Genomic DNA, 22,502 nt, shown 5'->3' with positions numbered 1-22,502 from the left:
CGGCGCCGCCCAGCTCCCGCGCCGGCTCCGCGCCCCGCACCAGCGGCGGCACGGGCGGCGCGGCCAGCGGCGAGGGCACCTCCTTGCGGGCCACCGCCTCCGCCGCGCGCACCGCCTCGGCCACCGCCGGGTCCGGCGCCGTGTCGAACCAGTCCGCCACCGACGCGTCGTCCTCCTCGGGGCGCGACGCCGCGGGCTCCTCCGCCGGCGGCTCGTAGCGGAACACGCCGTCCTCGCCCGGCGCGCCCAGCATCCGCGCGAACCCCTCCAGCGCCTTGCCGTAGTCCGAGGGCACCAGCCACACCTTGTTCGCGTCGCCCTGCGCCATCTGCGGCAGCGTCTGCAGGTACTGGTAGGCCAGCACCTCCGGCGTCGGCTTGCCCGCCTTGATCGCCGCGAACACCTTCTCGATCGCCTTGGCCTGGCCCTGCGCCTGGAGGTAGCGGGCCGCCCGCTCGCCCTGCGCCCGCAGGATGCTCGACTGCCGCTCCGCCTCCGCCGCCAGGATCGCCGCCTGCTTCGCGCCCTCCGCCGACAGGATCTGCGACTGCTTCTGGCCCTCGGCGGTCTTGATCGACGCCTCCCGCTGGCCCTCGGCGTTGAGGATCATCGCGCGCTTCTCCCGGTCCGCGCGCATCTGCTTCTCCATCGAGTCCTGGATCGACGCCGGCGGGTCGATCGCCTTGAGCTCGACGCGCGCCACCCGGATGCCCCACCGGCCGGTGGCCTCGTCGAGCACCCCGCGCAGCTGGTTGTTGATCTCGTCGCGGGAGGTCAGCGTCTCCTCCAGGCTCATCCCGCCCACCAGGTTGCGCAGCGTCGTGGTGGCCAGCTGCTCCACGCCCACGATGTAGTTCGAGATCTCGTAGACCGCCGCGCGCGGGTCGGTGACCTGGAAGTACACCACCGTGTCGATCGACACCGTCAGGTTGTCCTTGGTGATCACCGGCTGCGGCGGGAAGGACACCACCTGCTCGCGCAGGTCGATGCGCGCCCGCACCCGGTCGAAGAACGGCACCAGGATGTTCAGGCCCGGCGCGGCGGTCGTGCGGTAGCGGCCCAGCCGCTCGATCACCGCGGCCGTGGCCTGCGGGATCACCAGCACCGACTTCACCGTCACGACGAGCACGAACAGCACCAGGACCGCGATGACGATCAACGTCGTGGTCAACTTCGCCAGCCTCCGCTCAGGCCCCGGACAGCACCACCGCGGTCGCGCCCGAGATCTCGACAACTGTCACTTCGGCGCCCGGCTCGATCACCTCGCGGTCCAACGACCGCGCCGACCACACCTCGCCGCCGATCCGAACCCTACCCCCGTGGCCGTCCACTGTGGACACGACGACGGCGGTGCCGCCGACCAGGGCCTCCACGCCCGACCGGTGGCCCTGGCCCAGCGCCATCCGCCGCCGGATCGCCGGCCGCGCACCCGCCACCAGCCCCAGCGACACCACGCCGAACACGATCGCGCTGACCACCACGTCCGCGCCCAGCGCCGCCGAACCCGCCGCGCCGAACGCCGCCAAACCCAGCATCACCAGCACGAAGTCGCCGGAGAGGACCTCGGCCGCCACCAGCACGACACCGAGGACCAACCAGATCAAGGCCGCCACGCCACCATCCTCGCACCCCCGGGGCGGCGCCCGTGGCGTTTCACCCTTCCGCAGGCCCGGTGACGAAGTCGATCAGCCGCTCCACCGCGCCGATCAGCGGCGTCTCCAGGTCGCGGAACCCCGACACCCCCGCCAGCACGCGCCGCCACCCCTCCCACGGCTCGCCCCAGCCCAGCGCCGCGCACACCCCCTCCTTCCACGGCACCCCGCGCGGCACCACCGGCCACGCCCCGATGCCCACCGCCGCCGGTTTCACCGCCTGCCACACGTCCACGTAGGGGTGGCCGGTGACCAGCACGTCCTCGTCGCGCACGCCCTCGACCAGCCGCGACTCCTTCGACCCGGCCACCAGGTGGTCCACCAGCACCCCCAGCCGCCGCCCCGGGCCGGGCCCGAAGTCCGCCACCCGCCCGGCGAGCACGTCCACCCCGTCCAGCGGCTCCACGACCACGCCCTCCACGCGCAGGTCGTGCCCCCACACCCGCTCCACCAGCTCCGCGTCGTGCAGGCCCTCCACCCAGATGCGGCCCTCGCGCGCGGTGCGGGCACGCAGGCCCTCCACCCGCACCGATCCCGACGCCGACCGCGTCGGCGCCGCCGGGGCCGGGGCGGTCGCGGGGCGGGTCAGGGTCACCGGCCGCCCGTCGAGCAGGAACGCCGCCGGGCGCAGCGGGAACAGCCGGTGCCGGCCGAGGCGGTCCTCCAGCACCACCCGGTCGTGCTCGAAGCGCACCACCGCGCCGCAGAACCCCGACGCCGGGTCCTCCACCACCAGGCCGACCTCCGCGGGCACCTCCGGCACCTGCTTGCGCCTGCGCCCCGACAGCACGTCCCGCCCGTAATCGTGTGATCGCACGGCCCGCGACGTTACCGGTGCTCCAGGCGCAGGATGAACTCCTCCACGTCCCGGCCCCGGCCCTCGGCGAACCCCACGTCCTCGCCGACCGCCGCGAACCCGCACTTGGCCAGCACCCGCAGCGCGCCCACGTTGTCCACCGCCGCCCGCGCGTAGAGCGGGCGCGTCGGGTCGCGGTCGAGGTAGAGCCGCAGCGCCTCGGTGGCCAGGCCCCTGCCCCAGTGCTCCCGGTCGACCCAGAAGGTCACCTCGGGCTCGCCCAACCGCGTGAACCGCGCCACGTGCCCGACCACCACCCCGTCGAACAGCACCGTGCGCGCCACCACCCGGTCGTCGGCCAGGCTGCGCGCCCACCGCACCAGGAACGCCGCCCGGTCCCACGGGTCGGCGCTGGTGAACGCCGCCATGCGCACCGCCTCAGGGTCGCACTGGTGCTCGAAGAACAGCAGCACGTCCTGCGCCGTCACCTCGCGCAGCTCGACGTCGCCCACGCGGCAAGTCAACACCGAACGCGGCGGCTTGTCAGGGTGTCCGTCGGGTCAGAACGCGGGCCAGGGGATCGCCGGCCAGTCACCGGACGGCTCCGGGTACACGCCCGCCGCCAGCAGCTTCTCCAGCCGCTCGGTCAACGCCCGCACCTCCGCGCGGGTCAGGTGCTCGTGCAGCCGGTCACCCGGACCGGTGTCCAGCCACGCCCGCAGCCGCCGCAACGCCTCCACCGCCTCGTCCGGCAGCGGCTCGCCCAGCCAGCCCCACAGCACCGTGCGCAGCTTGTCCTCGGCGTGCAGGCAGATGCCGTGGTCCACGCCGAACACCGCGCCGTCGTCGGCGTGCAGCACGTGCCCGCCCTTGCGGTCGGCGTTGTTGACCACCACGTCGAACGCCGCCATCAGCCGCACCCGCGGGTGGTCGGCGTGCACCAGCACCGCGGGCTCGCCGTAGCGGTCGTGCGCGCGCAGCACCGGCCGCCACCCCGGGCGCACCTCGTCCTCGGGCACGATGTCGACCAGGTCGTCGTCCTCGCGGGTGTCCACCCACAGCTGCACCATGCCCGACCCGAACGGGCCCGGCCGCAGCACCGTGGGCGGCACCAGGCGCAGGCCCGCGGCCTCCGACACCAGGTAGGTGGCCACCTCGCGGCCGGCGAGCGTGCCGTCGGGGAAGTCCCACAGCGGGCGCTCGCCGCTCACCGGCTTGTAGACGCACTGCGCCGTCACCCCGTCGAGGCTGATCGCGCAGAACAGCGTCGCGTTGGAGGCGTCGACCAACCGGCCCTCGACCTCGATGCGCCCGTGCTCCAGCAGTTCGAGCGCGCCGTCGTCACCAGGTCGCACCCTCGGCTCAGCCCTCGTCCGAACGCCGGTAGCCGTTCTGCCGCGGGCAGACGTGCCCCTCCGGGTCCAGCGGCTCCGAGCACAGCGGGCACGGTTTGCGGCCCGCCTTGACCACCCGCTCGGCGCGTTCGGCGAACGCCCGCGCCTCACCGGGGCTCAGGAACACCCGCACCGCGTCGGGACCCTCCTCGGTGTCGTCGAGGACGACCGCCTCGTCGACCTCCTCCTCGGTGATCGCGAGCAGTTCGATGACGACCGCGCGGGACTCGGCGTCCCAGCCCAGGCCCATCGTGCCGACCTTGAACTCCTCCTCGACCGGCACCGCGAGGGGTTCGGTGTCCCGGAGGTCGTCGGGGACCGCCTCGGGGACGTCCGCGCCGAACCGCCGGTGCACCTCCTCCAGCAGCGAGCCGATGCGCTCGGCGAGTACGGCGACCTGTTGCTTCTCCAGCGCCACGCTGACCAGCCGGGCCTCCTCGGAGGCCTGGAGGTAGAACGTGCGCTCGCCAGGTTGCCCGACTGTGCCGGCGACGAACCGGTCGGGCTGGCGGAATACGTGGATGACCCGTGCCATGACAGCAACGACCCTAGGCCACGCGAGCAAGATCGGCAGAGCCGCCCCGCCGTTCGCGGTCCGAACCCCGGCCGATCGACGCCGGCCGGCCCCGCCGGCGTCCCGATAGGGTCGGCCGCGTGGTGACGATCGCACCGTACGGAACGTGGACATCGCCCATCGGCGCGGCCGACGCCGCCGCGGCCGGCGGGGGCCCGCACTGGGTCGACGTGCACCGGGGCGTGCCCTGGTGGGCCGAGGGACGCCCCGCCGAGGGCGGCCGGGTCGCGCTGGTGCGCGACGGGCACGACCTGCTGCCGCCCCCGTGGAACGTGCGCAACCGCGTCCACGAGTACGGCGGACGGCCCTGGGTGGTGCTCGACACACCCGGGGGCACGCGCGTGGCGTTCACCGACTGGGACGACCAGCGCATCCACGTCTTCGACCCCGACGACCCGCGGCCCGAGCCGCTCACCGCCGAACCGGAGCGCCGGCACGGGCTGCGCTACGCCGACCTCACCCCCGGCCCCGGCCACACCGAGGTGTGGTGCGTGCGCGAGACCGTCACCGGCGACGCCCGCACCGACGTGCGCCGCGAACTGGTCGCCGTGCCCCTCGACGGCTCGCCGGTGCGGGTGCTGGCCGCCGGCCACCGCTTCATGACCGGCCCCCGCGTCTCGCCCGACGGCCGCCACCTGGCCTGGATCGGCTGGGACCACCCGAACATGCCGTGGGACGGCTCCGAGCTGTGCGTCGCCCGGATCGGCGACGACGGCCCCGGCGCCCACCGCGTCCTGGCGGGCGGCCCGGACGAGGCCGTGTGCCAGGTCGAGTGGGAGGGCGCCGACCTGCTGGTCCTCACCGACCCGGACGGCTGGTGGAACCTGTTCCGCATCGGCCTCGACGGCACCGCCACCAACCTCGCCCCGTGCGCCGAGGAGCTGGGCGGGCCGATGTGGCGGCTGGGCAACCGCTGGTTCGCCGCGATCGACCGGGGTCGCTACGCGGTGCTGCGCTCCGGCGCGCCCGCCGTGCTCGACGAGCGCACAGGCACGGTCACCGACATCGACGTCGACCTGCCCGCGTGGCACGCCCACCTCGCCGTGCACGACGGCGTGCTGGTCAGCAGCGCCGCCGGGCCGCGCGCCGAGGCCGCCGTGGTGTCGCTGGACCTGTCCACCGGTGTCCTGACCACCCACACCCGGCACGCCGCGACGCTGCCCGCCGAGCACCTGCCCGTGCCGGTCGAGCGCGTGTTCAGCGGCCCGGACGGCGACGTGCCCGCCTACGTCTACCCGCCGCGCAACCCCGACTTCGCCGCCCCCGACGGGGAGAAGCCGCCCTACGTGGTGCACGTCCACGGCGGCCCCACCGGCCGCAGCGCGCCGGTGCTCGACGCCGACATCGCCTACCTCACCAGCCGCGGCATCGGCGTCGTCGCGGTCAACTATGGCGGCTCCACCGGCTACGGCCGCGCCTTCCGCGAGCGGCTGCGCGAGCAGTGGGGCGTCGTCGACGTCCACGACTGCGCCGCCGTCGCCCAGGCGCTGGCCGACGAGGGCACCGCGGACGGCGAGCGGCTGGCCATCCGCGGCGGCAGCGCGGGCGGCTGGACCGCCGCGGCGTCGATGACCTCGGTCAAGACCTACCGGTGCGCCATGATCGCCTTCCCGATCCTCGACCTGGAGGGCTGGACCTCCGCGGGCGGCGAGACCCACGACTTCGAGTCCCACTACGTCGAGGGCCTGGTCGGCCCCTGGCCCGCCACCGCCGACCGCTACGCCGAGCGGTCCCCGTCGCACCGGGTCGGGCAGCTGGTCGGGCCCGTGCTGCTGCTCCAGGGGCTGGAGGACGAGATCTGCCCGCCCGAGCAGGCCGACCGGTTCGCCGCGGCGCTGGACGGCACCGGCGTCCCGCACGCCTACCTGACCTTCGAGGGCGAGCAGCACGGCTTCCGCAAGGCCGCGACGATCGTCGCCGCCCTGGAGGCCGAGCTGTCCTTCTACGGGCAGGTCCTGGGCTTCACCCCGGCCGACGTGCCGGTGCTGGACCTGCGTCGGTGACCGCACCCGAGCCTAAGGCCGCGCCTGAGCCCGAGGCCGGGTCCGCGCCTGTGGCGGCCGGTGCTGCGGCAGCCGGACCTGCGGCGGTCGAGCCTTCGGCGGTCGGACCTGCGGCGGTCGAGCCTTCGGCGGTCGGGTCCGCGCCGGTCGGGCCTGCTCCGGCCGGGCCGCCGCTGCTGCGGGCGGGGGACCGGGTGGTCGTCATCAGCCCCGCCGGGCCCGTCGACCCGACCCTGCTCGACGCGGGCGTGGCGTGGCTGCGCGCGTGGGACCTCGACGTCCACCTCGCCCCCGGCGTCCTCGACACCCACCCCGACCTGCCCTACCTGGCGGGCCGCGACGCCGACCGCGCCCGCGACCTGGAACGGGCGTGGCTGGACCCGACCGTGGCGGGCGTGCTGTGCTGCCGCGGCGGCTACGGCAGCCTGCGCATGGTCGACCTGGTCGACTGGACCGCCGTCGCGGCGCACCGCAAGGTCTTCGCCGGCTCCAGCGACACCACCGTGCTGCACGCCCGCCTCCAGGCGCTCGGGCACGCCACCTGGTTCGGGCCGATGATCGGCACCAGGGCGTTCGTCGAGGACGACGTCGCCCGCGAGCACCTGCGCCGCGCGCTGTTCACCGGCGTCACCGGCGTGCGCGGCACCCCCGCCGCGCCCGGCACCGCCCGCGGCACCGCGTTCGGCGGCAACCTCAGCCTGCTGGCCGAGACCCCGCCGCCACCCGGCGCGGTCGTGCTGCTCGAAGACGTCGACGAGGACCCCTACCGGCTCGACCGGATGCTCACCGGCATGCGGCGCACCGGGTGGTTCGCCGACGTCGCCGCGCTCGTCCTGGGCTCGTGGACCGACTGCGGCGACGCCGCGCCCGTGCTCGCCGACCGGCTCGGCGACCTCGGCGTGCCGATCGTCGCCGACGTGCCCTTCGGCCACTGCGCGGGTCAGCTCACCCTGCCGTTGGGCGTGTCGGTCGAGGTCGACGGCCGCACCGGTGTGGTAACCGTGGTGGCGTGAAGATCGAAGCAGCCGACGGCGCGTTCGACGCCCCCGTCTGGGAACCGCCCGCCGGCGACGGCCCCGGCCTGGTCCTCGTCCAGGAGATCTTCGGCCTGGACGACTACCTGCGCTCCGTCGCGGCCGACCTCGCCGCGCTGGGCTACGTCGTCGCCGTACCCGAGCTGTTCCGGCGCACCACCCCCGGCTGGGTCGGCCGCCACGACGAGGCCGGCGTCGCCGAGGCGATGGACGTCGCCTCCCGCTTCGACCCGGCGCTGGGCGTCGCCGACGTGCTGGCCACCCTCGACGGGCTGCGCACCCGCACCGGCCGCGCCGGGGTGCTGGGCTTCTGCCTCGGCGGCTCGATGGCCTACGAAGCGGCCGTCGCGGGCACGCCCGACGCGGTGGTGTCCTTCTACGGCTCCACCGTCCCGGAGCGGATCGGCGAGCTGGGGCGGGTCGACTGCCCCGTCCAGTTCCACTTCGGCGGCCGCGACCCCTACATCCCGCGCGAGGCCGTGCAGGCGGTCGTCGACGCCGTCGCCGGGCACCCCGGCGCCGAGGTCCACGTCCAGGAGGACGCGGGCCACGCCTTCCACAACAACGTCGCGCCCCGGTTCCACGACCCGGTCGCCGCGGCCGCCGCCTGGGAGCTGACCACCTCGTTCCTCGCCCGCGCCCTGCCCGTCACCTGACACCCGACGCCGGTCGCCCGCCCCGCTCCGGGCCGGCCGCCCCCGTCGGTCCGGGTGGTCAGCGGCGGGCCTGGCTCTCCCGCAGCACCCGCGTGTCGCGCCGCACCTCCTCCGCCCGGTCGCCGACCGCCTGGATCTCGCGGGCCAGCTCCGGGTTGTCCACCCGCACCCGCACCACCGACTCCACCAGCGGCCCGATCAGCGCGACGACGTCGTCCACCTCCAGAGCGCGGCGCACCACCACGTCCACCCGGCCGACCTGGCCCGCCAGGCTGCGCAGCGACCCCGCGTTCTCCCGCGCCCAGCGGGACACCGCCCGCTCGCCCGCGCGCCTGTCCCGCTCGGCGCGCACCCGGCCCTCGGCCGTGTCCTCCACCTCCGACGGGCGCAACCGCAGGTAGCGGCGCTCGGCGGCCTGCCGGCTGGCCAGGCCCAGCGCCGGCGCCAGCTCGGCCCAGCTGGTGCCCATCGCGCGCGCCGAGGCGATCAGCCGCGGCTCCCACCCGGCCAGCTCCTCGCGCAGCCCGCGCAGCAGCACCAGCGCCTCCAGCACCTGCTCGACGCCGCGCCCGTCGCCCTCGACCGCGTCCCGGATGGTCTCGTAGTCACCGCTCGCCATGACGTCAACCTAGTGACGACCAGGAGGGTTGTCAACGAGATGACGACGTGGTAGAACCGGAGTCGCAGCGCATTGACCAGACCAACCAGGAGGTGTTCCCGATGTTGATGCGCACCGACCCGTTCCGGGAGCTGGACCGGCTGGCGCAGCAGTTCCTCTCCGGCCCGGGCACCTGGTCGCGGCCGACGCCCATGCCGATGGACGCCTACCGCGCGGGTGAGGAGTTCGTGGTCGAGTTCGACCTGCCCGGCGTCACCGCCGACGCGATCGAGCTGGACGTCGAGCGCAACGTGCTGACCGTCAAGGCCGAGCGCCGCCCGAACCGGCGGACCGACGGCGTCGAGATGCAGGTCTCCGAGCGGCCCCTGGGCGTGTTCTCCCGCCAGCTGTTCCTCGGCGACACCCTCGACACCGAGCACATCCGCGCCGACTACGACTCCGGCGTGCTCACGCTGCGCATCCCGATCGCGGAGAAGGCCAAGCCGCGCAGGATCGCCATCGGCACCGCCGACACCGGCCGCAAGGAGATCGACGCCTGATCCCCCGCCCCGCCGCACACGGTGCCGCGGGGTACGGGACCTCGGACAGCACACGGCGGTGTGCGCGCCGGGCACGGGCTGCCGATGTCCGCCCGGCGCGCACACCGCCCGCCCGTGCCCGGGCTCGCCGGGTGGGCGCCGGCCTCGGCCCGGCGGCGCCGCCGCCGGGCGACGGTTTCCCGGTGGCCCGGGAGGCCGCGCGCCCGCCAGGATCACCGGTCATGCGCCCGGCACCCGGTCAAGTCCTGCACTTCTCCGAAGACCCGACCATCACCCGCTTCGAACCGCGCGTCGCGCCCACCGCGCGCCAGGCCGACCCGTACGTGTGGGCCGTCGACCACGACCGCGCCCCCGACTACTGGTTCCCCCGCCAGTGCCCGCGCGCCCTGGTGCGGACCGGACCCGCCACCACCGCCGAGGACCGGGCGTGGCTGGGCGCCGAGCGCGTGCACGTCGTCGAGTACGGCTGGCTCGACCGGCTGCGCACCGCCCGCCTCTACGCCTACCGGCTCGACGCCGCCGCGTTCCGGCCGTTCGGCGACCCGCCCAACGCCCACGTCGCCACCGTGCCCGTCGAACCGCTCGGCGACCCCGAACCCGTCGGCGACCTGCTCGCGCTGCACGAGGGGGCGGGCATCGAACTGCGGCTCACCACCGACCTGTGGCGGTTCTGGCGGCGGGCGGTGCGCGGCACGTTCGGGTTCAGCGGCATCAGGCTGCGCAACGCCCGGCCCGACCCCGACCCGACCCCCTTCCCGGCTCCCCGCCCTGCTCTCCTCCCGGCGCCCTCCCCGGCCCCGGGCCGCACCGCGTGACCGGTCAGCGGAAGTCGTCGGCGTGCTCGCGCGCCCACCGGGCGAAGTCCAGCGCCGGGCGACCCAGCACCTCCTCGACGTCCGGGGACACCCAGTTGTTGCCCTCCGGGTACCGGCCCATCTCCAGGAACCACTCCACGACCTGCGGCGGGTAGACCCCGCGCCACAGCTCGCGCGCCTGGTCGGGGGTCAGTTCGACGAACCCGACCGGCCGCCCGAGGGCCTCGCCGATCAGGCGCACCGCGTCGCGGCGGCGCACCGGTCCCGGCCCGGTGGGGCGGTAGGTGCGCCCCTCGTGCCCCTCGGTCAGCAGCGCCCGCACGATGATCGCGGCGATGTCGTCCTCGTGCACCAGGGTGCTGTTCCAGTCGCCGAACGGCGCGCGCACGACGCCCTCCGCGCGGATCGAGGGCGCCCATTCGCGGGTGTTGGCCATGAACTCGCCCGGGAACAGGTGGGTCCACCCGATGCCCGAGGACTCGATCGCCCGGTGGAACACCCGGTGCCAGGACTCCAGCGGGTCGTCGTCGGACCGGCCCGGGTCGTGGTGGCCCAGGTGCGTGAGCCGCCGCACGCCCGCCGCGCGCAGCACGTCGACGATCGCCGGGCCGTCGCCGTCCACCGACACCAGGTGCACCCGCTCGACCCCATGCAGCGCCGGGACCAGCGACGACGGGTCGGTGAAGTCGCCCGTCACCACCTGCACCCCGGCGGGCAGCCGGGCACGGAGGTCGCGGGTGAGCGCGCGGACCTCCTGCCCCTCGGCGATCAGTCGGCGCACCACCGCGCCGCCCACGGTGCCGGTCGCGCCGGTGACGAGAACGGGCATGGAAATCCTCCGGGAATGGCGAAGAAGCCCTGGTGAAGGGCGTGCGGACGCGGGAAATGGCGTGGAGTGGGCAGAATGCCCGCGCAAATGGCGAATTGTCAAACATGAACGCCGCGTTCACGTTTTCCGAAAATGCGTGCCGCGCACACCGCTTGCCCACATACCGACCGGTCGGTACCCTCGCGACGTGGACGAACGGCGCATCGACGCGGTGGTGCTGGACTGGGGCGGCGTGCTCACGGTCTCCGTGCCCGCCTTCATCGAGGACTGGCTGAGCACCGAGAACATCGACCGGGAGCGCTACGGCGCCACCATGCGCGGCTGGATGGGGCGCGAGGCCGCCCCGGACAACCCCGTGCACCGCCTGGAGACCGGCGAGCTGACCACGCACGAGTTCGAGGCGCTGCTGGCCGCCGAACTGGTCACCCTCGACGGCCGGGGGATCGCCGCGCAGGGCCTGCTGCGCCGCATGTTCGGCAGCGCCCACCCCGACCCGAAGATGGTCGACCTGGTCCGCGGGCTGCGCGCCGACGGCGTCACCACCGCGCTGCTGTCCAACAGCTGGGGCGAGGGCTACCCCGAGGAACTGCTGCTGGAGCTGTTCGACACCATCGTGATCAGCGGCCGCGTCGGGCTGCGCAAACCCGACCCGCGCATCTTCGAGCACACCCTCGACCGGCTCGGCCTGCCCGCCCACCGCTGCGCGTTCTTCGACGACGCCCCCGTCAACGTCGAGGGCGCCCGCGCCGTGGGCATGCACGCCCACCGGCACACCGACGCCGACTCCACGCGCGCCGTGATCGACCAGCTCAGGGGAGCCGCGGCATGACCGACCACCCCACCACCGACCACCCCACCACCGACCCGGCCACTCCCGACCCGGCCGCCCCCGGGCTGCCCGGGCTGGACCTGGACAGGCTCGCCGCCCACCTCGGCACCGGCCCGCTGACCGGCGAGCTCATCCCCGGCGGCCGCTCCAACCTCACCTACCGGGTCACCGACGGCACCCACCGCTGGGTGCTGCGCCGCCCGCCGCTGGGCCACGTGCTCGCCACCGCCCACGACATGGGCCGCGAGCACCGCGTCATCTCCGCCCTCGCCGGCACCGCCGTGCCCGTGCCCGGCGTCGAGCTGCTGTGCGAGGACGTCGACGTCCTCGGCGCGCCGTTCTACCTGATGGAGGAGGTCCCCGGGCAGGCCCTGCGCCACCGCGACCAGTGCCCCTGGATGACCCCCGACAAGGCGCGCGCCCTGTCCGACCGGCTCGTCGACGTGCTGGCCGACCTGCACGCCGTCGACCCCGCCGAGGTCGGCCTGTCCGACTTCGGCCGCCCCGAGGGCTTCCTCACCCGCCAGGTCACCCGCTGGGGCAAGCAGCTCGACGCCTCCCGCAGCCGCGACCTGCCCGGCATCGACGAGCTGCGCGACCGGCTCGCCCGCACCGTGCCCCGCTCGGCCCGCGCCACGATCGTGCACGGCGACTACCGGCTCGACAACGTGCTGGTCACCGACGACCCGCTCGACATCGGCGCCGTCCTCGACTGGGAGATGGCCACCCTCGGCGACCCGCTCGCCGACGTCGGCCTGCTGTGCGTGTACTGGAACGGCATCGGCGCGCGCGAGGACGACCCCATCACCGGCACCGTGCCCACGCTGCCCGGGTTCGCCACCGCCGACGAGATGGTGCGCCGCTACGCCGAGCGCAGCGGCGCCGACGTCAGCGACCTCGCCTGGTACACGGCGTTCGCCTACTTCAAGCTCGCCGTGATCCTGGAGGGCATCCACTTCCGCTTCACCCGGGGCAAGACCGTGGGCGCCGGGTTCGACCAGATCGGCCACCTCACCCTGCCGCTGGTCGGGCAGGGACTCGCCGCGACCGCAGGGGAGCACTGATGGACTTCGCCTACGACCCCACCACCGAGGAACTGCGCGGGAGGCTGCTGCGGTTCATGGACGAGTTCGTCTACCCCGCCGAACCCGTCGCCGAGCGCCAGCTCGCCGAGGCCGCCGACCCGTGGGCGCGCCCCGCCGTCATCGAGGACCTCAAGGCCGAGGCCCGCCGCCAGGGCCTGTGGAACCTGTTCCTGCCCGACGCCGAGCACGGCGCCGGCCTGACCAACCTCCAGTACGCGCCCCTGGCCGAGATCACCGGCCGCAGCCCGCACCTGGCCCCGGAGGCGCTCAACTGCGCCGCGCCCGACACCGGGAACATGGAGGTGCTGGCCATGTTCGGCACCGAGCAGCAGAAGAAGCAGTGGCTGCGCCCCCTGCTCGACGGCGAGATCCGCTCCGCGTTCTGCATGACCGAACCCGACGTGGCCTCCTCCGACGCCACCAACATCGCCACCAGCATCGTGCGCGACGGCGACGAGTACGTGGTCAACGGCCGCAAGTGGTGGTCCTCCGGGGCGATGAACCCCAACTGCGCGGTGTTCATCGTCATGGGCAAGACCGACCCCGACGCCGAACGCCACCGCCAGCAGGCGATGATCCTCGTGCCCCGCGACACCCCGGGCGTGCACGTCAAGCGCGGCATGCACGTCTTCGGCTACACCGACGCCTCCCACGGCGGGCACGCCGAGGTCGTGTTCGACGACGTCCGCGTGCCTGCGGACAACCTCATCGCCGGCGAGGGCGAGGGCTTCGCCATCGCCCAGGCCCGCCTCGGCCCCGGCCGCATCCACCACTGCATGCGCCTGATCGGCATCGCCGAACGCGCCCTGGAACTCATGTGCCGCCGCGCGGTCGAACGCGTCGCCTTCGGCAAGCCCCTCGCGCGCCAGGGCGTCGTGCAGGAGTGGATCGCCGAGTCCCGCGTGCGCATCGAACAGGCCCGCCTGCTCGTCCTCAAGACCGCGTGGCTGATGGACACCGTCGGCAACAAGGGCGCGCACACCGAGATCCAGGCCATCAAGATCGGCACCCCGCTCATGGCCGAGTGGGTCCTCGACAAGGCCATCCAGGCCCACGGCGCCGGCGGGGTGAGCCAGGACTACCCCCTGGCCGAACTCTGGGCCTCCGCGCGGACCCTGCGCCTGGCCGACGGCCCCGACGAGGTCCACCGCATGTCGCTGGCCAAGCGGGAGATCAAGAAGTACCTGTAGGACCACCCGGCCGTGCTCCGGCCAGGGCGTCCAACTCCTCGACGATGGCGGAGTAGGCGTCCGGCCGGAGCTCGACCAACTCCTCCACGTGGTACCGCCAGTCCTGGACGGTAAGTTCCCACGACAGTGTCCGATCTTCCATCGGGATCAACTGCAGTCGCAGCCCATCGATTTCCGGGATGATGCTGGTGTACGCCGGTTCCGGTGTGCGAAGAAAAAATGCTCTTACGCTGCGAATTTCGTCGATGAGTTCTGTCATCGTCCTGATTCGGCCGGACAGCAGGTCGATAAGTTTTGTTATCTTCCTGATTCGACCGGACAGTAGGCTGTGGGTAATACTCGCGATCGACGAAGTTCGCGTTTCGGTGGCTTCCACTTCTTCGGTTAGCGCCTGCGCGGCGTCACGGATGCGCTTTGCCAGGTCGTTTACCCGCCTCGTGTCCCCGAGTTCTGCCGCATACTCCAGTAGGTTTAGCCAAGTAGCGAGATCTTCGTCATTGCCCGGCGGGTATACTGCGAGTTCTACAGCCTCGTCGAGCAACTCCGGTTTGCGCAGGACAACAGCGGCAAGTGCCAAGGCTTGTACCCGATGCACCTCGTCGGGCGTTGTGCGAGCAATCGACTCAGCCTGTCCGGGGTCGCCTGTTGACGTCAATTTGCGAATGAGGTCCAGGCGAACTCGACGCTGCATCCACGGGACCTCGATAAGCTCAAGCGCGTGGATGGCAGAATTAAGAGAATCGACTGCCATGGCTCCTTCTGCGATGGCTGTCCACGCCGCAGAACGTGCCGTCTCGTCCTCCAATGCGGCAGTGTGCCGGATGGCTCGGGCGACATCCCCGACGTCCACCGCCGTTTTGATCCACAGAACCCAACGTCGATCCTCTCCGGCATGATCAGTGCCGAACCGAGCCAGTTCCTCGGACAGGATCAGCATTTCACGTCCGTCGTCGAGCCTGCCCGCACGCATGAAGGACGCCGCGATGGCGCGCACTAGGTCCGCTGGTTCGTGGGCTGACGAGGCATATTGACGAGCAAGCTCCATAGCACGGTCGAAGTTGCTCGAGTTGGCCGACGCCAAGGCGGCCCATAGCATACCCCTACCTCGCGCGGCCACCTCTGGCATTCTTTCGGCAGTAGTCTCTATATCAATGATCAAACGTCGGACGTCAGACTCGTCGCGCTGTCTAACCCACGCTTCCGCCAGGTAGGCCAGTCTTTCACAGAGAACGACATCGTCATCCGTTGCGCGCGCCAGCGACTCGGCCTCCTCGGGACACTCGGCGCCGGCGGCGTAGATGATGCGCATCGTGACCCACTGAACCTCCGACACTTCGCGGGCAAGCCGCTCGAACCGGAAAGCGTAGTCGTATTCGCCCGCATCAGCAGCAGCGACTGCGGCTCGAACAGAAAATATTTTTTCGTCCCCGGTAAGCCGAGTTTCGATCTCACGCAAAGCTTGTCCGACACGTTCACGGTCGCCGACCACCGCCGAGGCGGCCACGGTTGCGATGAGATGATCCAGACTGGCCTTCATCTTCCGTTCAGCGAACGGGAAGAGTTCCCCGTCAGTCTTACGGGCCGCTTTTTCGATTTTGTCCGATTCGGCCAGCAAGGAGGCGGCCTCATCAATTTCATCTGTCGCGGCAGCCAATGAAGCCAGTGCGAAGGCTCGTTGTGATTCATTTTCCACATGATCCAGCAGTTCTCGGGCGCGGTCACTTGATCCCGATTCCGCATACGCCTCCGACACGGAGAGCAGCGAGCGCACGCCAAGGTACTGATTAAGTGGGCGGGCTATTTTCGCGGCTTTTTCGAGCAACTTGGCGGCGAGGCTCGGCTGTTCCTCTCGAGCGGTTTTCGACATCAGAACCAAAGCGGCGACCCGATCGGGCAGATCCGGTATGGAATCGGCCATCTGTTCGGCCCGCTCATGGTCACCCAAACGCGTCCACCCCGCAGGCAACCACGACGGAATGGCCTGGTTGAGACGGTGGAGGTGCTGCCGGTGGACCGCCAGTCGAGCGGTCAGAACGGGATCTGAGTCCTCCTGACGGAGCAGGAAGTCCTGAGCGGTGGTGATGTCGGCCAGCGCGGCTCCATCGGCGTTAACACGAGAACGGAGGAGGCGCTGTCGGGCCGGGTCCGTCGCGTGCACGACTGCTCGATCGATATCGCCGGTCTCGATGAGCATGGCGTAGTAGCCCCGCAGCAAGTACTCGGGTGTGTTAGGGGGCCACATGCGAGCGGTGTAGGTGGCCGCCCAGTCGTGAAGTCGGTTCCGGTAATCGTGGATACGGGCGCCGAACAGGTCCAAGGCGGTCCGTTGCAGTTCCTCATGCGCCAGAAGGTAACCCTCAGAAGCCACGTCCGGGTTGTTCTGGAAGTTACGACCCGTAACGGTGTGCAGGCGGTCCTCGACCTGCAACTCCGAAAGGCCGGTCAGTTCCGCGAGGTCCACAGCGGTTAGTCCTCCGCCCGACGCTGTGACCAGACCAAGCAGGTCCTGTCCATCCAGCGGGCCTGCCAGGAGCTTCTTCAGGTCCCGTTCCATCTCGTGCCGGATGGCCTTCGCCGCAGGCGACGGGCTGAGTGGGCGGACGACCGACAGGTCGTGCAATGGGTGATGCGCCGGGACGTCGCCCGGTAGCGGTGGGAACTCGCGGCCGGTCACGATCACCTTCATTCCCTCGGGTAGAACAGCAGGCAGGAGGGCGGCGATGCTGTGCGCGTGACCCGTACCGTCGACGCCGTGGTCCTCGTCCAAGCCATCGACGACGAGTACGAAGTGCTCGCCTCGTACGTGGCACCACTCGGCCGCCCTGTCCAGCAGGGTGAGCACTTCCGCCTCCGCGAGTGCGGGTGGCGGCTGCGGCGATGGGAGTCCGAGCAGGGCCGATAGCTGTACCAGCAGGTTGTCGACGAAGTCCGAGCGGCTGTTCTGCTTCGAGCTGCGTGCGACGATGAAGAACGGGACCAGCCGCACCGCTGGTGGTGGATGCAGGACGAACCAGGACAACAGGGCCGTCTTACCCGACCACGCCTCTCCCCGCCACCAGCCGTAACGTCCCCCGGTGACCGGTGAGGTGCAGAAGTTGGCGAGGGCGTCGAGTTCGTCTCGACGGCCTACCAGCTCTCGAGGTGCCAGTTCCCGCACGGCTCTGAGGTAGGGGTTGTGCACCGGCGGAGCGGAGGTGTGCAGGTGGACGTCGCCCTGGATCGTGCGTGCCTGGACGACGGACCCCTGCACGTCGCCCTTCACCCGGTTTCCCCACCACCGCACGAGACCGATCATCCGGCACGAGGGCGCGCGGGTGACCGCAGAAGAGCGGCTCAGGGGACGTGGTGTGACGGCACGGCGGCCAGCAGGGTGCGGGTGTAGTCGTGTCGCGGCGCCAGCAGCACCTCTTCCACGGTGCCCCGCTCCACGATCTCGCCCCGGTACATGACGGCCACCCGGTCGGCGATGGTCCAGGCCAGGCCCAGGTCGTGGGTGATCACCAGGGCGCCCAGGTCCAGGTCCCGGCGCAGGCGCAGCAGCAGGGCCAGGATCTCGCCGCGCACCGAGGCGTCCAGCGACGCCACCGGTTCGTCGGCGATCAGCAGGCGCGGGCCCAGGGCCAGGGCCCCGGCGATGACGACGCGTTGCCGCTGGCCGCCGGAGAGCTGGTGGGGCAGGGACGGGAAGAAGCGTTCCGGGGGGCGGAGCTCGGCCTGGGACAGGGCTTCGGCCACGCGTTCCCGCTCGTCGCCGTCGACGCCGTGGATGCGCAGGCCCTCGGCCACCGCCTCGTACACCGAGTGCCTCGGGTTCAGGGCGCTGGTGGGGTCCTGGAGCACCAGCTGCACCTGGCGGCGGTAGGCGCGCAGGCCCGCGCTGGAGCGGGGCAGTGGCCGGCCGTCGAAGACGACCCGGCCGGCGGTGGGGCGTTGCAGGCCCAGCAGGGTGCGGGCGAGGGTGGTCTTGCCCGAACCCGACTGGCCCACCAGGGCCAGGACCTCGCCCGCCCGGACCTCCAGGTCCACGCCGGCCACGGCGGTGTTGCGGCCGTAGTCGACCCGGACGCCCTCGGCGCGCAGCAGCGCCGGGGAGGAGGACGGGGGCGCGTCGGAGGGGGTGACGTGCCGCGACGCCGGGTCGCCCACGGTGGGGAACGCGGCGGCCAGGGCACGGGTGTGCGGGTGCGCGGGGTGGTGGATGACCTCGCGCGCCGGGCCCTCCTCCACGACGACGCCGTCCCGCATCACGGCCAGCCGGTCGCACGTCGCCGCCAGCACGGACAGGTCGTGGCTGATCATCACCAGGCCGATGCCGCGTTCGGACACCAGGCGCTTGAGCACGTCGAGGACCTGCGCCTGCACCACCACGTCCAGCGCGGTGGTCGGCTCGTCGGCCACGACCAACCTCGGTTCGCACGCCAGCGCCATCGCGATCATCACCCGCTGCTTCTGCCCGCCCGACAGCTCGTGCGGGTAGGCCCGTGCCGCGCGGGCGGGCAGCTCGACCTGCTCCAGCAGCGAGGCGACCGAGCCGCGCACGCCGTGCAGCCGCATCGGCTCGGCGATCTGGTCCCCGACCCGGTGCACCGGGTTGAGGGCGTGCATCGCGCCCTGGAAGACCACGGACGCCGCCGCCCACCGCACCGCGCGCAGCCGGCCCCACGACATGGTGCGCACGTCCTCGCCGTCGAGCAGCACCTGCCCGTCGACGCGGGCGTCGCGCGGCAGCAGCCGCAGCACCGACATGGCCACGGTGGACTTGCCGCAGCCCGACTCCCCCGCCAACCCCAGCGTCTCCCCCGCCGCCAGGGACAGGGTCACCGAGCGCACGGCGTCGACGTCCGCGCCCCGGTAGCGCACGCTCAGGTCCCGCAGCTCCAGCAGGCTCACCGCTCCCCCTTCAACCGCGGGTTGAGCACGGTCTCCAGCGCCCGCCCGACCAGCGTGAACGCCAGCACCACGCACACCACGCCCAGGCCGGGCGGGATGAGGAACCACCAGGCGCGCTGCGACACCGCGCCGTTGATGTTCGCCGCGTGCAGCATCGACCCCCACGACACGCGCGTCGGGTCGCCCAGCCCGAGGAACGACAGCGTCGACTCCGCGACGATCGCGCCGGCCACGGTCAGCGTGGTGTTGACGAACACCAGCGGCAGCACGGCGGGCAGCACGTGCCGGCCCACGACGTGCGCGTGGCCGCCGCCCAGGGCGCGGGCGCGTTCGATGAACGGCCGCGCCTCCACCGCCAGGGTCTGCGCCCGCACCAGCCGCGCGGTCGCGGGCCACGACGTGACGCCGATGGCGAGCACGATCGTGCCCAGGCCGCGCGGCAGCACGGTGGACAGGGCGATGGCCAGCACCAGGGAGGGCAGCACGAGGAAGAAGTCGGTGAACCGCATCAGCACCGCCGACGCCCAGCCGCCGAAGTGGGCCGCGGCGACGCCGACGACGGTGCCGATGAGCACGGACAGCACGGTCGCCGCCAGGCCGACGACCAGCGAGATCCGGGTGCCCCACCAGGTGAGCAGCAGCACCGGGCGCCCGTTGTGGTCGGTGCCCAGCCAGTGCTCCGCCGACGGCGGCTGCCACGGGCGGGCCGTCACCCGCGTCACGTCCAGCCCGGCCGTGTCGGTCACCAGCGGCGCGAGCAGCGCCAGCACCGCGATCACGCCGAGCCCGACCAGGCCGACGAGGCCGCCGCGCTGGGAGGCGAACTCGCGCCAGGTGGCCTTCGCGGCGGCCAGGCGGCGTTGCCGCGCGATCGCCGTCACGACGCACGCACCCGCGGGTCGAGCACCCGGTAGGCCAGGTCGGCCAGCACGTTCATGAAGATCACCGCTCCCGCCAGCACCACGAACGTGCCCTGCAGCAGCGGCAGGTCCGGTCCGGTCAGCGCCTCGTAGGTCAGCAGTCCCAGCCCCGGCCAGGAGAACACGGTCTCCACCGTGATCGCGCCCGACACCACGAGCCCGAGGTGCAGGAACACCAGGGTCACGGTCGGCAGCAGCGCGTTGGGCACGGCGTGGCGGCGGCGCACCAGGTCGTCGCGCAGCCCCTTGGCGCGCGCGGTGGTCAGGTAGTCGGCGTGCATCTCCTCCAGCAGCGAGGACCGCATGACCAGCAGGTACTGGGCGTAGACCACGGCGATCATGGTCAGGCACGGCAGCACCAGGTGGTGGGCGACGTCCAGCGACTGCGACAGGAAGTCCGGTGGCGTGTCGGGGTAGCGCATGCCGCCGGAGGGGAACAGGTCGCCGGTGGCCATGGACAGCAGCATGCCCAGCCAGAACGTCGGCATCGCCCACTGCGCCAGGGCCGCCCCGGTGGAGATCCGGTCGAACCGGGACCCGCGCCGCCACGCGCCGCGGATGCCCAGCCACAGCCCGAGCACCACGGCCAGCGCGGTGGCGGTGCCCACCAGCAGCACGGTGGGCCACAGCCGTTCGCCGATCAGCTCCAGCACGGGCCGGCTGTAGGTGTAGGAGGTGCCGAAGTCGCCGCGCACCGCGTCGGCGAGGTAGTCGGCGAACTGCTCGGGCAGCGGCTCGTCCACGCCCAGGCGGGCGCGCAGCTCGGCGATCTGCTCGGCGCCCACCGGGCGGCCCCGTGTCATGGTCACGACGGGGTCGCCGGGGATGACCCGGAACAGCAGGAACCCGAGCACGACCACGAACGCGAGGCTGGCCAGGGCGCCGCCGAGCTTGCCCGCGAGGTGCTTGATCACTCGCGGTCCCCGGCGCCCGCCCTGCGCCGCCGCGACACCAGGAACACGCCGGCCGCGGCGACCACGAGCGCGCCGCCGACCACGGCGAGGATCAGCCCGGTGTTGGAGGTGCCGCCGCCGGTCGCCGAGTCGGTGGGCGTGGCGCCGTAGTAGCCCCACACCCCGTTCTGGGCCATGATCACGCCGCCCGGGTCGGGCTGCACGGGGAAGGACGCGAACTTGTCGCTGCGGTACGCCTCCAGGGCGTTGTCGTAGCCGAGGATCACCGCGGGCACCTGGTCGTAGAAGCGCTGCTGCATGCGCTTGACCAGCTCCTGGCGCTTGGCCGGGTCGAACTCGGCGCGCTGCTGGGCGTAGAGGGCGTCGTACTCGGGGTCGCAGAAGAACGTGTCGGTGGTGCCGCCCTTGCCGTCGGCGTTGGGCCGCTGGCCGCAGGTGTGCAGCGACAGGATGTAGTCGGGGTCGGGGTTGGTGCCCCAGCCGGAGAAGACCAGGTCGAACGTGCCGGCGGTGCTGGCCTCGTTGAGCTGGTTGTCGGAGACGACCTGCACGTCGACGGGGATGCCGAGGTCGGCGAGCGAGCGCTTGACGAACTCGGAGGTCTGCTCGTCGTAGGCGCGGCCGGCGTGGCCGAGCAGGCGCAGCGCCAGGGGGCGGCCGTCGGGTCCGACGCGGGTGCCGTCGGCGCCGCGGGCGTACCCGGCGGCGTCGAGGTCGGCGTTGGCGGCGGCCGGGTCGTGCGCGCGGGCCCGCTCGGGTTCGGCCAGGTGGTAGGAGGCGAACACGGGCGGGATGGGGCCGGTGCCGCGCTGGGCGTAGCCGCCGTTGACGCGTTCGATGATCGCGTCGAGGTCGATGGCCTTGGCGATGGCGCGGCGCACGACGACGTCCTTGAGCGCGGGGTGCCCGTCGCCGATGGGGGTGCCGTCGCGGGTGGCGGCGCCGGAGTTGACGACGATCTCGTTGAACCGGCGGCCCTGGGCCTTGTTGACGGTGACGCCGTCCTCGTCCTTGAGCGAGTCGAACTGGGCGGGGCCCATCCGGTTGACCAGGTCGACCTCGCCCTTGGCGAGGGCCTGGGCGGCGGCGTCGACGGTCTTGTAGTAGCTGAAGGTCAGCTCGTCGTACTTGGGCGCGCCGCGCCAGTAGTCCCGGTTCGCCGTGAACCGGATGAACTCGTTGGCCCGGTACTCGGTGAGGACGAACGGCCCGCTGCCCACGACGGGGGTCTGGTCGTTGCGGTACTCGCCGATGTCGGCGACCTGCGACCAGACGTGCTCGGGCACGATCGGCACGTCCAGCGCGAGCATGGTGGCCTGCGGCTGCCTGGTCCTGATGACCAGGGTGCGGTCGTCGGTGGCGGTGACGGACTCGAAGTCGGCGGTGAAGCTGCCGTTGGCGGTGGCGGCGACCTCGTCGCGCATCATCAGGTCGTAGGTGAACGCCGCGTCACGGGCGGTGACGGGTTTGCCGTCGGACCACTTCTTGCCCTCCGGGATGGTGAAGGTCCAGGTGAGGCGGTCGTCGGAGGACTTCCACTCCTTGGCGAGGCCCTCCACGGGGTGCTGGTCGCCGGCGTCGTAGGCGGTCAGGTAGTCGTACATGAGCCGGCCGACCTCGGTGCCCGCCTGGAAGATCGACAGGAACGGGTTGAGGGAATCCACCTGCTGGGTGATGGCCACACGCAGGGTGACCGCCTGTGGGGCCTCCTGGGCCACCGCCGGTGTGGGTGTGAGGACCAGCAGGCCCACCGCCGCCGCCAT

The 22,502-nt window shown here is 72.5% G+C and carries 21 protein-coding genes; 8 read left to right on the top strand and 13 right to left on the bottom strand.

Going from position 1 to position 22,502, the window contains the following annotated elements:
- The 6 genes from ACR807_RS22260 to ACR807_RS22235 form a co-directional block, all read right to left on the bottom strand.
- Positions 1-1,171, bottom strand: a 1,171-nt coding sequence (locus ACR807_RS22260; protein ID WP_438923307.1) for an SPFH domain-containing protein, incomplete at its 3' end; no start/stop codon positions are given.
- A gap of 16 nt (positions 1,172-1,187) precedes the next feature.
- On the bottom strand, positions 1,188-1,613 hold the full coding sequence (locus ACR807_RS22255) for an NfeD family protein (RefSeq protein ID WP_438923306.1): 426 nt from the start codon (positions 1,611-1,613) through the stop codon (positions 1,188-1,190).
- A gap of 40 nt (positions 1,614-1,653) precedes the next feature.
- A complete protein-coding gene (locus ACR807_RS22250; protein WP_438923305.1) occupies positions 1,654-2,469 on the bottom strand; it encodes a DUF3097 domain-containing protein in 816 nt (271 codons plus the stop codon).
- 11 nt (positions 2,470-2,480) lie between these two features.
- On the bottom strand, positions 2,481-2,960 hold the full coding sequence (locus tag ACR807_RS22245) for a GNAT family N-acetyltransferase (protein ID WP_438923304.1): 480 nt from the start codon (positions 2,958-2,960) through the stop codon (positions 2,481-2,483).
- Between the two features lie 48 nt (positions 2,961-3,008).
- The gene (locus ACR807_RS22240) at positions 3,009-3,803 is read right to left on the bottom strand and encodes an SCO1664 family protein (RefSeq protein ID WP_438923303.1); all 795 of its coding nucleotides are present in this window, start codon (positions 3,801-3,803) and stop codon (positions 3,009-3,011) included.
- Positions 3,804-3,810: 7 nt separating this feature from the next.
- Positions 3,811-4,377 (bottom strand): DUF3090 domain-containing protein, encoded by a 567-nt coding sequence (locus tag ACR807_RS22235; protein WP_438923302.1) that lies wholly within the window; start codon positions 4,375-4,377, stop codon positions 3,811-3,813.
- Positions 4,378-4,496: 119 nt separating this feature from the next.
- On the opposite strand from ACR807_RS22235, the gene ACR807_RS22230 reads away from it, so the two are divergent.
- The 3 genes from ACR807_RS22230 to ACR807_RS22220 all read left to right on the top strand — a co-directional run bounded on the left by ACR807_RS22230 (position 4,497) and on the right by ACR807_RS22220 (position 8,109).
- Complete coding sequence (locus ACR807_RS22230) at positions 4,497-6,419, top strand: prolyl oligopeptidase family serine peptidase (protein ID WP_438923301.1); 1,923 nt, start codon at positions 4,497-4,499, stop codon at positions 6,417-6,419.
- Between the two features lie 194 nt (positions 6,420-6,613).
- A complete protein-coding gene (locus ACR807_RS22225; protein WP_438923300.1) occupies positions 6,614-7,432 on the top strand; it encodes a S66 peptidase family protein in 819 nt (272 codons plus the stop codon).
- Positions 7,429-8,109: a dienelactone hydrolase family protein gene (locus tag ACR807_RS22220; protein ID WP_438923299.1), complete on the top strand. Its 681-nt coding sequence runs from the start codon at positions 7,429-7,431 to the stop codon at positions 8,107-8,109. The genes ACR807_RS22225 and ACR807_RS22220 overlap by 4 nt, the downstream gene beginning before the upstream one ends.
- 58 nt (positions 8,110-8,167) lie before the next feature.
- On the opposite strand, the gene ACR807_RS22215 is transcribed toward ACR807_RS22220, so the two are convergent.
- Entirely contained in the window at positions 8,168-8,728 is a 561-nt protein-coding gene (locus ACR807_RS22215; RefSeq protein ID WP_438923298.1) for an HSP18 transcriptional regulator, read from the bottom strand.
- A 101-nt stretch (positions 8,729-8,829) separates the two neighbouring features.
- Between ACR807_RS22215 and ACR807_RS22210 the strand changes: the two genes are divergently transcribed.
- Both ACR807_RS22210 and ACR807_RS22205 read left to right on the top strand, forming a co-directional pair.
- Complete coding sequence (locus ACR807_RS22210; RefSeq protein WP_438923311.1) at positions 8,830-9,267, top strand: Hsp20/alpha crystallin family protein; 438 nt, start codon at positions 8,830-8,832, stop codon at positions 9,265-9,267.
- Positions 9,268-9,488: 221 nt separating this feature from the next.
- Positions 9,489-10,082 (top strand): DUF6886 family protein, encoded by a 594-nt coding sequence (locus ACR807_RS22205; protein WP_438923297.1) that lies wholly within the window; start codon positions 9,489-9,491, stop codon positions 10,080-10,082.
- A gap of 4 nt (positions 10,083-10,086) precedes the next feature.
- On the opposite strand, the gene ACR807_RS22200 is transcribed toward ACR807_RS22205, so the two are convergent.
- Positions 10,087-10,911 carry an NmrA family NAD(P)-binding protein gene (locus ACR807_RS22200; protein ID WP_438923296.1) on the bottom strand — a complete coding sequence of 275 codons (825 nt, stop codon included), beginning with the start codon at positions 10,909-10,911 and terminating at the stop codon, positions 10,087-10,089.
- A 187-nt stretch (positions 10,912-11,098) separates the two neighbouring features.
- Here ACR807_RS22200 and ACR807_RS22195 point away from each other — a divergent pair, with 187 nt between their 5' ends.
- The 3 genes from ACR807_RS22195 to ACR807_RS22185 are packed head-to-tail and all read left to right on the top strand — an operon-like array spanning position 11,099 to position 14,015.
- Positions 11,099-11,740: an HAD family hydrolase gene (locus tag ACR807_RS22195; RefSeq protein WP_438923295.1), complete on the top strand. Its 642-nt coding sequence runs from the start codon at positions 11,099-11,101 to the stop codon at positions 11,738-11,740.
- Positions 11,737-12,804 (top strand): phosphotransferase family protein, encoded by a 1,068-nt coding sequence (locus ACR807_RS22190; protein ID WP_438923294.1) that lies wholly within the window; start codon positions 11,737-11,739, stop codon positions 12,802-12,804. Before ACR807_RS22195 ends, ACR807_RS22190 begins: the two co-directional genes overlap by 4 nt.
- On the top strand, positions 12,804-14,015 hold the full coding sequence (locus ACR807_RS22185; protein WP_438923293.1) for an acyl-CoA dehydrogenase family protein: 1,212 nt from the start codon (positions 12,804-12,806) through the stop codon (positions 14,013-14,015). Before ACR807_RS22190 ends, ACR807_RS22185 begins: the two co-directional genes overlap by 1 nt.
- Here ACR807_RS22185 and ACR807_RS22180 read toward each other — a convergent pair.
- From ACR807_RS22180 to ACR807_RS22160, 5 genes are all read right to left on the bottom strand, one after another.
- Entirely contained in the window at positions 13,999-17,277 is a 3,279-nt protein-coding gene (locus ACR807_RS22180) for a hypothetical protein (RefSeq protein ID WP_438923292.1), read from the bottom strand. The two genes, ACR807_RS22185 and ACR807_RS22180, sit on opposite strands and share 17 nt — an antisense overlap.
- 71 nt (positions 17,278-17,348) lie before the next feature.
- A complete protein-coding gene (nikE, locus tag ACR807_RS22175) occupies positions 17,349-18,905 on the bottom strand; it encodes a nickel ABC transporter ATP-binding protein NikE (RefSeq protein WP_438923291.1) in 1,557 nt (518 codons plus the stop codon).
- Complete coding sequence (locus tag ACR807_RS22170; RefSeq protein WP_438923290.1) at positions 18,902-19,786, bottom strand: ABC transporter permease; 885 nt, start codon at positions 19,784-19,786, stop codon at positions 18,902-18,904. Before ACR807_RS22170 ends, nikE begins: the two co-directional genes overlap by 4 nt.
- Positions 19,783-20,739 (bottom strand): ABC transporter permease, encoded by a 957-nt coding sequence (locus ACR807_RS22165; RefSeq protein WP_438923289.1) that lies wholly within the window; start codon positions 20,737-20,739, stop codon positions 19,783-19,785. Before ACR807_RS22165 ends, ACR807_RS22170 begins: the two co-directional genes overlap by 4 nt.
- On the bottom strand, positions 20,736-22,502 hold the full coding sequence (locus tag ACR807_RS22160; protein ID WP_438923310.1) for an ABC transporter substrate-binding protein: 1,767 nt from the start codon (positions 22,500-22,502) through the stop codon (positions 20,736-20,738). The genes ACR807_RS22165 and ACR807_RS22160 overlap by 4 nt, the downstream gene beginning before the upstream one ends.

Origin of the sequence: Saccharothrix sabaoui (genome assembly GCF_051756985.1) — a bacterium.
Taxonomy (GTDB): Bacteria; Actinomycetota; Actinomycetes; order Mycobacteriales; family Pseudonocardiaceae; genus Actinosynnema.
This window is presented reverse-complemented; position numbering and strand designations above follow the sequence as displayed.